Source organism: Mesorhizobium sp. L-8-3 (assembly GCF_016756615.1).
Classification (GTDB): Bacteria; Pseudomonadota; Alphaproteobacteria; order Rhizobiales; family Rhizobiaceae.
Genome location: NZ_AP023262.1, coordinates 8,229,346 through 8,241,749, shown reverse-complemented (window position 1 = coordinate 8,241,749; position 12,404 = coordinate 8,229,346). Strand labels below are relative to the sequence as shown.

Annotated in this window: 11 protein-coding genes; 1 reads left to right on the top strand and 10 read right to left on the bottom strand. The window is 65.1% G+C overall.

The window, feature by feature from the left end; genetic code table 11:
- Positions 1-79: 79 nt before the first annotated feature.
- Together JN302_RS37800 and JN302_RS37795 are read right to left on the bottom strand one after the other, a co-directional pair.
- Positions 80-508 carry a ribbon-helix-helix protein, CopG family gene (locus JN302_RS37800; RefSeq protein WP_202331032.1) on the bottom strand — a complete coding sequence of 143 codons (429 nt, stop codon included), beginning with the start codon at positions 506-508 and terminating at the stop codon, positions 80-82.
- 8 nt (positions 509-516) lie between these two features.
- Entirely contained in the window at positions 517-2,502 is a 1,986-nt protein-coding gene (locus JN302_RS37795; RefSeq protein ID WP_202331031.1) for a conjugal transfer protein TraG, read from the bottom strand.
- 255 nt (positions 2,503-2,757) lie between these two features.
- Here JN302_RS37795 and JN302_RS37790 point away from each other — a divergent pair, with 255 nt between their 5' ends.
- Positions 2,758-6,165, top strand: a complete 3,408-nt coding sequence (locus JN302_RS37790; protein ID WP_202331030.1) for a hypothetical protein — start codon at positions 2,758-2,760, stop codon at positions 6,163-6,165.
- A 76-nt stretch (positions 6,166-6,241) separates the two neighbouring features.
- On the opposite strand, the gene JN302_RS37785 is transcribed toward JN302_RS37790, so the two are convergent.
- The 8 genes from JN302_RS37785 to JN302_RS37750 all read right to left on the bottom strand — a co-directional run bounded on the left by JN302_RS37785 (position 6,242) and on the right by JN302_RS37750 (position 12,392).
- Positions 6,242-7,981 (bottom strand): relaxase/mobilization nuclease domain-containing protein, encoded by a 1,740-nt coding sequence (locus tag JN302_RS37785; protein WP_202331029.1) that lies wholly within the window; start codon positions 7,979-7,981, stop codon positions 6,242-6,244.
- Between the two features lie 244 nt (positions 7,982-8,225).
- Positions 8,226-8,978, bottom strand: a complete 753-nt coding sequence (locus tag JN302_RS37780; protein WP_202331028.1) for a lytic transglycosylase domain-containing protein — start codon at positions 8,976-8,978, stop codon at positions 8,226-8,228.
- A gap of 3 nt (positions 8,979-8,981) precedes the next feature.
- Positions 8,982-9,329 carry a DUF736 domain-containing protein gene (locus JN302_RS37775; protein ID WP_202331027.1) on the bottom strand — a complete coding sequence of 116 codons (348 nt, stop codon included), beginning with the start codon at positions 9,327-9,329 and terminating at the stop codon, positions 8,982-8,984.
- A gap of 34 nt (positions 9,330-9,363) precedes the next feature.
- Entirely contained in the window at positions 9,364-9,921 is a 558-nt protein-coding gene (locus JN302_RS37770) for a S26 family signal peptidase (RefSeq protein WP_202331026.1), read from the bottom strand.
- Entirely contained in the window at positions 9,918-10,436 is a 519-nt protein-coding gene (locus JN302_RS37765) for a DUF2840 domain-containing protein (RefSeq protein WP_202331025.1), read from the bottom strand. The genes JN302_RS37770 and JN302_RS37765 overlap by 4 nt, the downstream gene beginning before the upstream one ends.
- Complete coding sequence (locus JN302_RS37760; RefSeq protein ID WP_202331024.1) at positions 10,433-10,690, bottom strand: ribbon-helix-helix protein; 258 nt, start codon at positions 10,688-10,690, stop codon at positions 10,433-10,435. The genes JN302_RS37765 and JN302_RS37760 overlap by 4 nt, the downstream gene beginning before the upstream one ends.
- Positions 10,687-11,340 carry a ParA family partition ATPase gene (gene parA, locus JN302_RS37755; protein WP_202331023.1) on the bottom strand — a complete coding sequence of 218 codons (654 nt, stop codon included), beginning with the start codon at positions 11,338-11,340 and terminating at the stop codon, positions 10,687-10,689. The genes JN302_RS37760 and parA overlap by 4 nt, the downstream gene beginning before the upstream one ends.
- A complete protein-coding gene (locus JN302_RS37750) occupies positions 11,337-12,392 on the bottom strand; it encodes a replication initiator protein A (RefSeq protein WP_202331022.1) in 1,056 nt (351 codons plus the stop codon). The genes parA and JN302_RS37750 overlap by 4 nt, the downstream gene beginning before the upstream one ends.
- Positions 12,393-12,404: the final 12 nt, after the last annotated feature.

Here is a 12,404-nt window from a genome sequence, read left to right as displayed (position 1 = left end):
CGGTCGAGCTCACAGCAACCCCGAACGAAGGGTCCTTAGCGCGAATAGAAACAGACATGCTTATTCGTGCCATCGGAGACTAGCCGCCTTTGGGATGGACGTCCTCGGGAATCTCGTGCCGTAGCTTGGGACCCTGCGCGAGCCGGCGACCGAGCGCAGCCACGAAGGCATCGTAGCGCTTGCCCGATTGGGCGCGCGCCGCCGCCTGAGCAGGCTCTGGAAGCTGTGGTGTTGTCGTCAGCCAGAAGCGCACGAAAACCGCGAGCGTCTCGACTGAGATGCCGAGATCTCGTTCCAGCCGATTGAGACGCCGGTCGATCTGGTCGAGCCGTTTGGCCATTGCCGCCTCCTGGCGCTCGGCGGCGTCTGGCGAGAGGAAGGATGCGATGGCGGCCTCAGCCACCAGCGAGCGCGACAGGTCGCGGCGGGCTGCATGCTCCACCAACGCCTTCATCACCGGCGGATCGAGATAGATGGAGAGCCGCTGCTTCTTGCCGGGTTTCGCCATGGCGGGACTCACAGCATGCCGTCGCCAGGATCCAGATCGGCCTGCCGCGCGATCCTCTGCATCGAGTGAGTGAGGTTCTGGGCCAGGACCGCCGCCTCGTCATCCGCGTCACGGTCGACGTCGAATTCGTCGTCAGGGATAGGCCCGGGCTCGGGCACGACCTTGCTGCTGAGTTCTGGCTGCCGGCGTTTCTCGGATTCGGTCGGATCCTCGTCATCGACCGGCGCCATGGAGGGAAGACCGCCAGTTGCGAGGTCTGGCCGCTCGGGTATTTCGAGAACGCTCCAGTCGTCCTCAGTTCTGGCATGTCGATGCTGGAGCGCAGGAGGCGGCAGGATGCGTTCCTTGAAGCGGCTGTCCTCGTAGTAGCGCGCTTTGCGTGCGCGTATCGGATGTATTCCAGCGACCATGACGATCTCGTCGCCTGGCGGGAGTTGCATGACCTCGCCGGGGGTCAGCAGCGGACGCGCCGTCTCCTGGCGCGACACCATCAGATGGCCGAGCCAGGGCGAGAGGCGATGCCCGGCATAGTTCTTCATCGCGCGCATTTCGGTGGCGGTACCGAGCGCGTCCGATACACGCTTGGCCGTGCGCTCGTCGTTGGTCGCGAACGAAACGCGGACATGACAATTGTCGAGAATTGAGTTGTTCGGTCCATAGGCCCGTTCGATCTGGTTGAGTGACTGGGCGATAAGGAACGACTTGAGCCCGTAGCCGGCCATGAAGGCGAGCGCCGACTCGAAGAAGTCGAGCCGGCCAAGCGCGGGGAACTCGTCGAGCATCAGCAACAGGCGGTGACGGCTGGACTTGGCGTTGAGGTCCTCGGTGAGCCGCCGCCCGATCTGATTTAGCAGGAGCCGCACCAGCGGCTTGGTGCGATTGATGTCGGATGGTGGCACGACGAGATAGAGCGTCGCGGGGCGATCGGCTGCAACGATTTCGGCGATGCGCCAGTCACACCGCGACGTCACGGCCGCCACGACAGGATCACGATAGAGCCCGAGGAAGCTCATTGCGGTGCTCAGGACGCCCGACCGCTCGTTGTCGGACTTGTTGAGCAGTTCGCGCGCGGCTGAGGCCACGACCGGATGTGGACCCGCATCGCCCAGGTGGCGTGTCTTCATCATGGCTGCGAGCGTCGCCTCGATCGAGCGGGCGGGGTCGGACAGGAAGTTGGCGACGCCGGCCAGCGTCTTGTCCTTCTCGGCGTAGAGCACATGGAGAATGGCGCCGACCAGCAGGGCGTGGGAGGTCTTCTCCCAATGATTGCGCCGCTCGAGCGAACCTTCGGGATCGACCAGGATGTCGGCGATGTTCTGGACATCCCTAACCTCCCACTCGCCGCGGCGCACCTCAAGTAGCGGGTTGTATGCCGCGGACTCGGCGTTGGTCGGGTCGAACAGGAGGACGCGACCATGCCGTGCGCGGAAGCCCGAGGTGAGATTCCAGTTCTCGCCTTTGATGTCGTGGACGATGGCCGAACCCGGCCACGTCAGCAGCGAGGGGATTACGAGGCCGACGCCTTTGCCCGACCGTGTGGGCGCAAAGCACAGGACATGCTCGGGGCCGTCGTGGCGAAGATAGTCGCGCTCGTAGCGACCGAGGACGACGCCGTCGGCCCCAAGCAGGCAAGCCTCCTTGATCTCGGGATGTGTGGCCCAGCGTGCCGAACCATAGGTTTCGACATTGTCCGCCTCCCGGGCACGCAGGACGGACATGAGAATGGCGGCTCCGATGGATACGAAGCCGCCGGAGGCCGCGATGATGCCGCCTTCATGAAAGATCGATCGCGCGTAGGCGTCATAAGAGAACCACCACCAGAAAAACGCGGGCGGATGGTAGACCGGCCAGCCAGCAAGGTAGAACCAAGGCGGGCCGAGTTGCGGCTGGAAGCCGAGCCGCCATGCAGTCCATTGTGTGGCGCACCAGACCGCCGTCAGCACGATCAGGCTGACGATGATGATCTGTCCCCAGAGGATCTTGGTTCCTGACATTGCCGTCTCCTTCCCGGGAAAGGTCGGGCCAGGAGACGTCGTCCTTCAAGATCATCACGGCGGTGGTCGCGCTTCAGCGTGCGACATCGCACAATGACAGGCGCGATGCGGCTGTCCGCGCTTGGCTTGCGGCATTAACGGCAGCGGTGGGGCCATGAACAGAATCCGATCTGATCCAAGCCTGTGCCAGTCAAACTGATCTTAAGGTCAGCGGCGACGGCGAGTATAAGAGGGTTTTCAACGGGATCGACGCGCATGGCCGAGGAGCTTCCTCCTCCGGATATCTCCGACGAACAGCGGAACACGGCCGCGCTGCTGCAGCGCCTGCTCGGCAAGCGAATTGCCGACCGATACGTCGACTTCTGTCGTCTCGCTGGAGGCGGGCTTCCTCTGCGCGTCTCAGTGCCCCTGGCCGGACACGCCATCAGGGAGATCGAGGCTGTTCTCCGCCAGCTCCTCGCTACGCCCGCAGACCTCACCCTGGTCATTTCTTCCCAAGAGCAGGAGCGCCTCCAGCAGGCAAACGCCGCCTTGAGAGGGCTTGGATACGACGCGGCCGCCGCCAACCGAGCCGTCTCAGCTCTGGCGCCAAAGCTTAGTCATCGCGACCAGATCGAACGGATCGTCGTAACGCTCGGCCTCGCTCCAGATGGAGACATTGCGCGCTCGTGGAAATCCATCATGGGAATTCATGGCAGGGCACATTACGGGCGCGAGCTCCATCAATCGCTCGAGGTCGACGCGCAGTTCCGTTCCGAATGGCAAGCACCGTTCGATGTGACGGTTCGCGGTCTCATGATCGCGCTTCAGGGTAAGTATGCGGCCTACGTGCGGCGTATCGACGAACTGCTCGCCATGCCGGACCGCCGAGCAGCGGTGAAAGCGCTGTCGTGCGAAATTCCCGGCGCCCTTCCTCTTCTGGCCTACTTCTTCCAGCGTCTCGAAACTCCGGATTGGCTCGATCCCCTTTCCGACCACAAGTTGCTTGCGCCACCTCGGCTCAGTCTCGATGATCTCGACGATGGGTTGCGTTTGCAGCATTGGCCGGCAGGTGGCTACCTGACTAGGATGGCTGCTGCGACAGATCCTTCAGTCAGGAAAACCGTCGCGAATGCCCTCAAGGAAACGAAGGGTTCAGACGACCTCGACGTGCAATGGAACGGAGCGGAGGCACTCGCTTCCCTACCGGCCGCCGAAGCAGCAGATCTGCTCGACGTCGTCGAAAGTTGGCTCGCCCGGCCCACGCGCGTGCCCATGTCGTCGGGATTGCACAAGCTGATCAAGAGCCTCGCCGACGCCGGGCAGCTGGATGCCGCCCTTCGCCTGATGCGCTCGTTATATAGGGTGTTCTCCGATGACGGGAAGCTGACGACGCTGTTCAGTCAGCACATGTATGAGCATTTCCTGCCAGAGGACGTCAGGGCGTGTGCTGCGCGCCTAGGCCCTGACCTGGTCGGTCTGCTTTGTGAGTTCCTGGATGCGGCGCTTCGCATTGAGCGTCGCGTGATCGACGACCCGCCAGGCGACTACTCCTACCACATGTCCCGAGACATCAGCGAATATGGGCCGAAGCATACAGTGGTGGAGGCCCTAATGGGCGAGGTCGTTCGCTCGACGAAGCTCATAGACGCCGCTCAACCTGACCAGCTTCCGGCGGTGCTTGCGCAGATATCGCGATACTCCGCCCGTCTATTCATCCGCATACGGCTTCACGTACTGGCGCTCAATCCCGGCGCGGTGCCCGATCTTGCCGCTTCCAACCTGACGGACCCTGGTTTGATTGGCGAGACGTGGTGCAGCGCCGAATATGGACAGCTCGCCTTGGCGTGGTTTCCCAATCTCCCTCCAGAGTCCCAGAGAGCCATTCTGGACATAGTGGACGGCCTTCCCTCTCGGTACCTGTCGAGGTGGACCGAACGTTTTTCACGACACGAGGGACGGGAGCCCGGTGACGAGGAAAAACGTCGATTCGAAGGGTCGATGGTTCGGGATGTGCTCTGGTTCTGGCGAGATGTGCTGCCTGCCGACCGCCGGGACGAAGTAGAGCGCAGCGGAGACCCCGAGGCGTGGGTTCGCGAGATGCACGAGCCGGATGTTAGTCCGCTCGGGCCTGCAGAGTTCGCCACCCGCCCAATCGACGACGTTGTGGCTTTCCTCGATGATTGGCGCCCTTCTGCAGAAGACAAGAAGCAAACAGTCACGGCCCTTGGCCAGCAACTGCGGCAGGCGGCCGAACAGAACGCGCCCACCTATTCCGAGAGCGCTGCCAAGTTCCTGGCAGTTCCGGCCATTTATGCTCGCCGGATACTCGAGGGCCTGACCGCCGCCGTGCGCAACAAGAGCTCCGTCAACTGGCATGGGATACTCGGCCTCACTGGGCCACTTGCGTCGCGGACCGATCAACCTTCGACGTCTGGCCTCGAGGGCGACGACCACGACTGGAGGCGGGTGCGGATGGAAGGAATGGAGCTGCTTTCCGCTGGACTGGCCTTGGGCAAGGAGGGCATTGCGTTCGAGCTGGCGGACGAGGTCCGCTCACAGGTCCAGGCCTACTACCATAGCTCGCCGGCGCAACCTGACGTCGAAGGTTTTGAGGAGACTTACGCGCGCCAGGTCTACTTCGGCGCCCAATCGACGTCGCGTGGGGCGGCCCTTGAACTCTACATCCGCCTGATCTTCTGGCTGAGCAAGAACCCCGAAACAGAGGTCGGCAAGGATCCTGCCAACGCCCTCCGTTCTCTTCCAGAGATCGGTGAAATCCTTGAAGCAGAGACGGCACGAGTCGATCCTGCCGCGCGAATACCCCGAGCGATCATCGGACGGTACCTCGCCTGGCTAAGCTATTTCGCCGCCCCCTTTCTGACCGCAAAAGTTGGGGAGCTTTTCCAAACCTCGGACGCCGATCTCCGAGATGCCGCGTGGCTTTCACACATCCAGATGGATCATGGGCCCCTGCAATGGCTCGCCGGGGAAATGAGCGACTGCTACCGCATGGAGATCGACCGGCTCCGCCAGCAGGTGCGTGGTGGGGACCGGACGCACCTCACCGAGAGGCTCTCGCACTATCTGGTCATACTCTACATTTTCAATGCCCTGCCGGAAGATGTCTATGAGCTCTTCTGGAACACGGCTCCAGTCGAGGCCAGACAGCAGGCCATGTGGTTCCTGGGCAGTCAACTCGCGCTGCCCGATGCGTCATTGCCCAAAGAGAAGCGGCTTCGCGCGCGCAGCTATTGGGATCGCCGGCTTGCAGCGGCCACCGGCTCGGCGGCAGAGCGTGACACATTTCGAAGAGAGATCGGCGCCATCGGTCAGTTCTACTACCAGCGCGGCATCGAGCCGGACTGGCTCATGCAACAAACCATTGCCGCCTCAAACGCGGGGTACTCGCCCGGAGAAACCTACAACCTGATCGACAGGCTGGCGGACTTCTCCTCCGATCAGCCAGTTCGGGCGGCACAGACGATTGCCGCATTGATCAGAAACAGTCACGTTGAAGTCATGGAACTCGGTGCTCAGCCCCAAAAATTGCGGACGATCTTCCTGGCCGGGCTGTCAACCGGCGACGCGAGTACGGCTGCTAAGATCGCGGAGGCCATCAACTTCCTGGCCGTGGCCGGCAATACCACCTGTCTTGACCTCCTGCCGCCGCCTGCCGGTTAGGCGCCACTACTTCCACTTCACGCCTTGTCAGAAAGTGGGATGCCGGAATGTCGAGCCCGTTGAGGCTTACAGCCAGCTACAGGCCCAAGCCCCTTTTGCGGCTGAAGCTCCAATCGACACCGGTGTCACCGCGGGCGACACCGGAGACATGCTGGCCGAGCTTCCTCTCGAGCGCAGGGCTCCAGGGCACAAGTTGGAAGCCAAGCCCATCGTCGATCATCGCGAACCTGCCTGATACCAATGTGAAGCGCTGGCGGTAGGTGCCGGCAACGAACTCTCCCGTTGCCGCCTTGTTGAAGGGCCGGCCGAGGTCGGTCGCTAATTTGTCGCCGAGCGCCTCGAGCTCTTGGCGTCGCAACGTGTCGATAAGCCTGCGCGCGAAGATCACGCGGCTTCCTTGGCGTTGGGCGAAACCTTCCTCAATCAGGTGCTCGGCGCGGCGGTCGAGCGCCTCCTTCACCTCGCTGCCGAAGCCGCCCTCGCCGAGCGCGGTCGGATCGCGGCTGACCGCCTGCCGGTCGAGCCAGGTGGCGCCGGCCGCCGAGACCTGACTCTCGATTGGCAGGTCAGAGCGAACGGCAATCGCCATACTCTGCCGGCCACGCGCATCCTCGAACTTGCGAAGTTCGACGATCGAGCCCGGCGAGCTGTCGCCAGCGGCGTCGAGGTCGGGCAGCCTGATGTGGTGGGTGCGGCCGTCGACCCCGTCGATCACGACATAGGCGGTTCCGTTCAGTTCGTCGTCGAGGCCGCGATCGACCAGGCGCCCGATGACCGGATCGTCAATGCTCTCGCCGGCCAGCACGAAGCTCGCCGCGCCGCGGTCGATGCCGCGCTCCGTGAGCGCGCGGTGCATGCGCTTGATGATGTCGCCGCGCTCGCCCATCTGGCGCATCGTCGCTTCCGCATCCTCGGACAGGAACCATTGGCCGTGGCCGACCTGATGCGCGACGCCGGAGATCTCGAGCGTGCGCAGGCGCCCGACCTTGAGCGCATGATACTCGTCCGGCCGCTCGCCAGCGTATGGCGCGAGGTCAATGATGCCGCTCTTCATCCCGTCGCGCTTGAGCTGCCGGTCGAGACTGGTCCAGCGCTCCGCCTCGACCTCGCGCTGCAGCGCGCGCCGGATATCCTGATCGGTGCGCGGACCGAGCTCCTGTGTGATGAGATCGCGCGCGCGGTCGCGCATGCCCTCCTTGATGTAGTCGCGGGAGATGACGAGGTTCTCGCCATCGTCGCGCACGCCGCGCACGATCAAATGAACATGTGGATGCTCGGTATTCCAGTGATCGACCGCCACCCAGTCGAGCCTGGTGTCGAGATCCTTCTCCATCTGCTCGGCGAGATCGCGGGTGAACGCTCGTAGGTCGGCCATCTCAAGAGCGTCGTCGGGCGAGACGATGAACCGGAAATGGTGGCGGTCGTCCTTGCAACGATCGGCGAAACCCTCGGCATCGGCATCCTCGGTACCGGGACCGAAGAGCTTCGCCTTCTCCCCGTCCCGGGTGACGCCGTCGCGGCGAAGATAGGAGAGATGGTTGGGCAGGTTGCCGCCACGCTGGTTCATGCGCACCACCCGCGCCTTGATCACCGCGCCGCGTGAGCGCGCGGTGAGCAGGCGATTGGCTTGCACCGCCGCCCGCTGCCCACGCCCGAAGCGCGAGCGATTGCCGGGACCGATCCTCCCCTTCCGGGAGATCGATCCGCCGGCCTTCTGGGCGGCGGTGAGCGCCTGGGCGATGAAGGGCCGCGCTCGCTGCGCCTTGCTCGATCGGATGCGGCCAGGGCGGACGCGGAACTCACGTTCGTCGCTCATGGCCGCGGCACTGCACATCGCAGCAAGCTGCTGAAATGGCGCGTGAAACGCTCTCGCCGCGATGTAGGCGACGGAGGCGCACATCGCAGAAATGTCGCACAAGTCGTTGAAACAAAACACCCCGACCGCAGCGCACCTCGCAGCCCTTTATCCTGCCATCGTGCGGTTGTTGTTGCGGGTTCCCGGCCGCGTCCCCTCCATGACCCGCTTTTGTTCGCCACGATCCGATGGGATGGATACGTGCTCATTGCGGTGCTCCCGGTCCGGAGCGCGCGACGAAAATGTTCTCTGAGGACGGCGATATCGCATCCTCGCGCTGCAGCGAATCCGCCGTCACGCTGCTGTCGGGCTGCGGCCGACCGACGGGAGCGCCGCCAGTCGGCGGCGCGACGAAGAGCGGCGCCTCGCGCCAGTCGGCCGGCCGTGGCGCGGCCGTCGCGCCACCGTCGGGCAGCGGCTTGCCGCCGAGGATCGGCGCGAGCGCGGCGACATATTCACGGGTCTCGGCCGGCAGCGGGCGACCGGTCGCGAGATATTCGTCGTAGCGCCCGGGACCCGCATTGTAGGCGGCGAGCATTCCGCCGATGCTGCCGTAGCGATCGAGCATCTCGCGCAGGTAGGCGGTGCCGGCGAGGATGTTGTCACGTGGATCAAATGGGTCATTGCCCAGCCGGTGACGCGCCCGCAGCTCGGCCCAGGTGTCCGGCATGACCTGCATCAGGCCCATCGCACCGGCCGACGAGACGACGCGCCTGTCGTGCGCGCTCTCGGCGGCAAGCACGGCTCGAATCCAGTCTTCCGGGATGCGGAAACGAAGCGACGCCTCTGCGATGTAGGACGCGAAGCGCGCGTCATTTGTCGGCTGTGCGAGCGGCGCGTCCTGCGCCTGCACGGGTAGCGCAGGCGCAAGTATCGGCAGGCCGGAAAGGAGAAGGAGGACCGTACTGCAGCCGAAGCCGTGCCGGCACATGGCGCGTCGGATGCGGACCGAGCGCATCGGTCAGTCCTGAACCTTGTCCTGTTCGTCGCGCCTCCTGGGCCGCGTCCAGTGCAGACCCCAGTCACGGCCGCTCTCGTCCGACTGGAACAGGCGCGCGCGGATCGGCTGCGCAAGGGAAGGATCATCGAGGACGACCGAGATGTAAGCGCCGGCGCGGTCGCCGGTCTGCAGCCAGCCCGCGCCGATCTCGACCCCGTCCTCGTCACCGAGGCGGATGCGGTAGTCGGGCGTGTTCTCGACATCGGCATTGTCGGTCGAAACGAAGACGAGGGCGAGGTCGAGCGAAAGCGTGCGAATGCGCCCGGAGTAGCCCGACTGGGTGCGGGTGAACTGACCGATCTGTGCCATGGGAAGCTCCTCTTGCTGGCGGTTGAAAGGGATGTCAGGGCGCGTCGGGCGGCTCCCCGACATGCCAGTGGAAGCGGCCGTCGCCGGCCTCGTTGGTCCAGAGCGGCAGAGCGCGGGCGGTGATGGAGCTTGATGGGAGTGGCCCGAAGTACCGGCCGTCGAAACTGTCCGACGCGTCCCAGTTCATGAGGAAGACCTCGCCCTCGGCGAGCGTCCGGCAGCCCTGCCAGACGGGCAGCGGCCGGCCACGGCTGTCGCGGTCGCGTGCCTCGCCATAAGCATGGTCGAAGGCGATGACTGTCCGGCCGTACCGGCAAACCTTGTCGCCGGCCATGGCGAGCACGCGCTTGAGCAGCGGCACGCCGCGTGGGAGATAGCCGCGCTCGGCGAGGAAGGCTTCGAGCGGCTCGGGCGGGTCGACGACGACAAGATCGGCCACCTCGATGCGGCTCACCGGCGTGAGCCGGTAGAGCCCGATCGGCACGCTGGCGGACGCATTCCAGATGAACGCCGGTCTGTCATCGCGCCACACCGGTTCAGCAGCCAGCGCGCTCGAGACGAGCGTGGCGAGGATGATCGCCGTGCGGCTCATGGCTCGGCGCTCCGGCGCTTCAGCCATGCGGCGTGGCGCTCGGCAGTGTAGGGGTGCGGCACGACGCCGGCGGCGATCCGGTGATGGACGTGACGCCAGTGGTCGGCCGGCACCTCGCAGGGATCGATACCCTGCGCGTCAATGGTGTCGATGTGCTCGAGCACTCGCGCGACCTTCGGCCAGGTATCGACCTTGAGCAGGATGTCGCCGCCGGGACGCACGAAGGGTAGCGTCTGGAACGGCTCTCCACGATCGACGGCGCGCACGATGTCGATGCGCGAGAGCACCGTACCGTAGTCGTTGGCGGCCCAGCGGACGAAGGCGAACACCGTGCCGGGTGCGAACCCGACGACGCGCCGGTGGCGGTCCAGGACCTGCTCGTAGGTCTGGTGGCCGAAGCGGATCCAGAATTCGATCCGCTTCTCGCGCCAGGTCAGTTCGACCAACGTGGTGAAGGGCGGCGGCCCGTCGACCGTGGGCTGGATGCTGAGCGGCAGCGACGAGCGCTGGGTCATCCGGCGTCTCCCTTGTCGGAAGAAAACTCGCGGGCCAAGAGATCGCGCAGCATGTCCGCAACGGTCACGCCGCGCTGGAAGGCGGCGACCTTGATGCGGCCGCGCAACTCGGGCGTGACGTCGATGGTGAGGCGTGCGGTGAAGCCGGATGCGGCCGTCGCCCCACGCGCCGGCGACGCGTCGGCCGACTTGATCCAGCGATCGGCGTCGCCGGGCCGTGCGGCGAAGCTCCGCGAGGAGGTCCGGCCGCTCATGATGCGACCGTTCCGATGCGGAGCCGCTCGATCTCGCTCGCGAGCGCGGCGATCTCATGCGCGGCCGGACTGTCGTCGTTGATCTCGCCGACGAGCTGGCCGGACTGCGCCGCCGCGGCGAAGACGACGCGCTGGCCTATCGCGGCCGCAAGCACCGGCGGATCGTGATCTGCGAGCGTCTCGGCGGTGTCGCGCGCGATGATCGTGCGCGCGGCGCACCGGTTGAGGACGAAGCGGGCGGCGAGCTGCGGCCGGTAGATGCGCGCCTCGGAGAGGAGCGCCAGCATCTCGGCCGAAGCCCAGCCGTCGAGAGGGGAAGGCTGAACCGGAATCAGCACCAGGTCGGCGGCGAGAAGCGCCGAGCGCATCAGCCCGGCGACGCGCGGCGGTCCGTCGATGACGACGTGATCGGCATCGCGGGCGAGTTCCGGTGCCTCACGATGTAGCGTGTCGCGCGCCATGCCGACGACGCCGAACAGGCGCGGCGCGCCACTGCGGCTGCGCTGCTGCGACCAGTCGAGGGCCGAGTCTTGCGGGTCGGCGTCGACCAGGGTGACGCGCCGGCCGCGGCGCGCCCATTCTCCGGCGAGATGGAGCGCGAGCGTCGTCTTGCCGACGCCGCCCTTCTGGTTGAGGAGCGCGATGATCATCGGCCGCGCTCCCGACGGGAAGGGCCGGAAAGGAGGGAATTATCCCCAGAACCGGCATCCAAATAATAAGATTTAGATTCCTCTTTAGAGTCTTTACGGGCACGATTCCGCTCAGCCGGCCAAAGGCTTAGCTGAGTTCCGTGCGCCTGATGTACGGATGGGTTTGCGCCTGATGTACGGATACCGGATGCGCCTGAAGTACGGATAGTTGGCGAAGTTGCGCACAGCTTTTCCACAGGGCGGATGTGGAGAAGTTCGCTCGCGCCAGGCGCGCGTTCGATTGCAAGCAGATAGCCGGGGAGCGGCTGATGGCGCGCGACGGCGCGCAGATCGAGGGCGAAATCCGAATAGCGCGCCAGCGAGCCGCTCTTGACATGGAGATGCTTGAGATCGAAGCGCCAGCCGCCGGCTTGGTGCCCTGCGTGCTTGCGGGCGATGCGATAAAGCCAGCGTTCAATGCCGCCGGTGAGCCGGAAGTAGTTCGGGTCGATGGCGAGGACTAGCCGCCGGTCGACGATGCCCTGGTAGAGCCATTCGGGCAGGACGAACTCCATGCCCTCGACGCGGCCGCCGCGCGTCGCCAACTCCTCCCATTCGTTGATCCACGAGAACTGCTGGCGGCGCCAATGCTCGCCTTGGCGGATGGTGGTGCGGATAACGGTCGATTGCAGCCGGGTGAGCGCACCCTTGATGAGGAAATAGCTGCGCGCGCCGGTGCTGCGGCCGATGCCGTTGAGGAGCTGGTAGGGCGTGAAGCGGAAGAAGCGAGAGGTGGGAAGGCCGCGATCTTGGGCGGCGAGGATCTGGCTCGCGGCCCAGATCAGAACGTCGGCATCCCAGATCGTCGCCATGCCGTGCTCGGCGACTGCATAAACCTGCAATTCGACGCCGCCGGCCTTGTAGTGGATCGGCGCGACGCGGCGCGACTTCGACAGGGAGAAGAAGGGATGCGCCATGAGATCGCGCTGGTCGCGCGGCGGCACGTGGCCGGAGAGCGCGTCGAAGGGATCAAGTTGGGCGCGCTCGCTGCGCCTGCGCGATGATGTCGTCATGGGGACCACCGC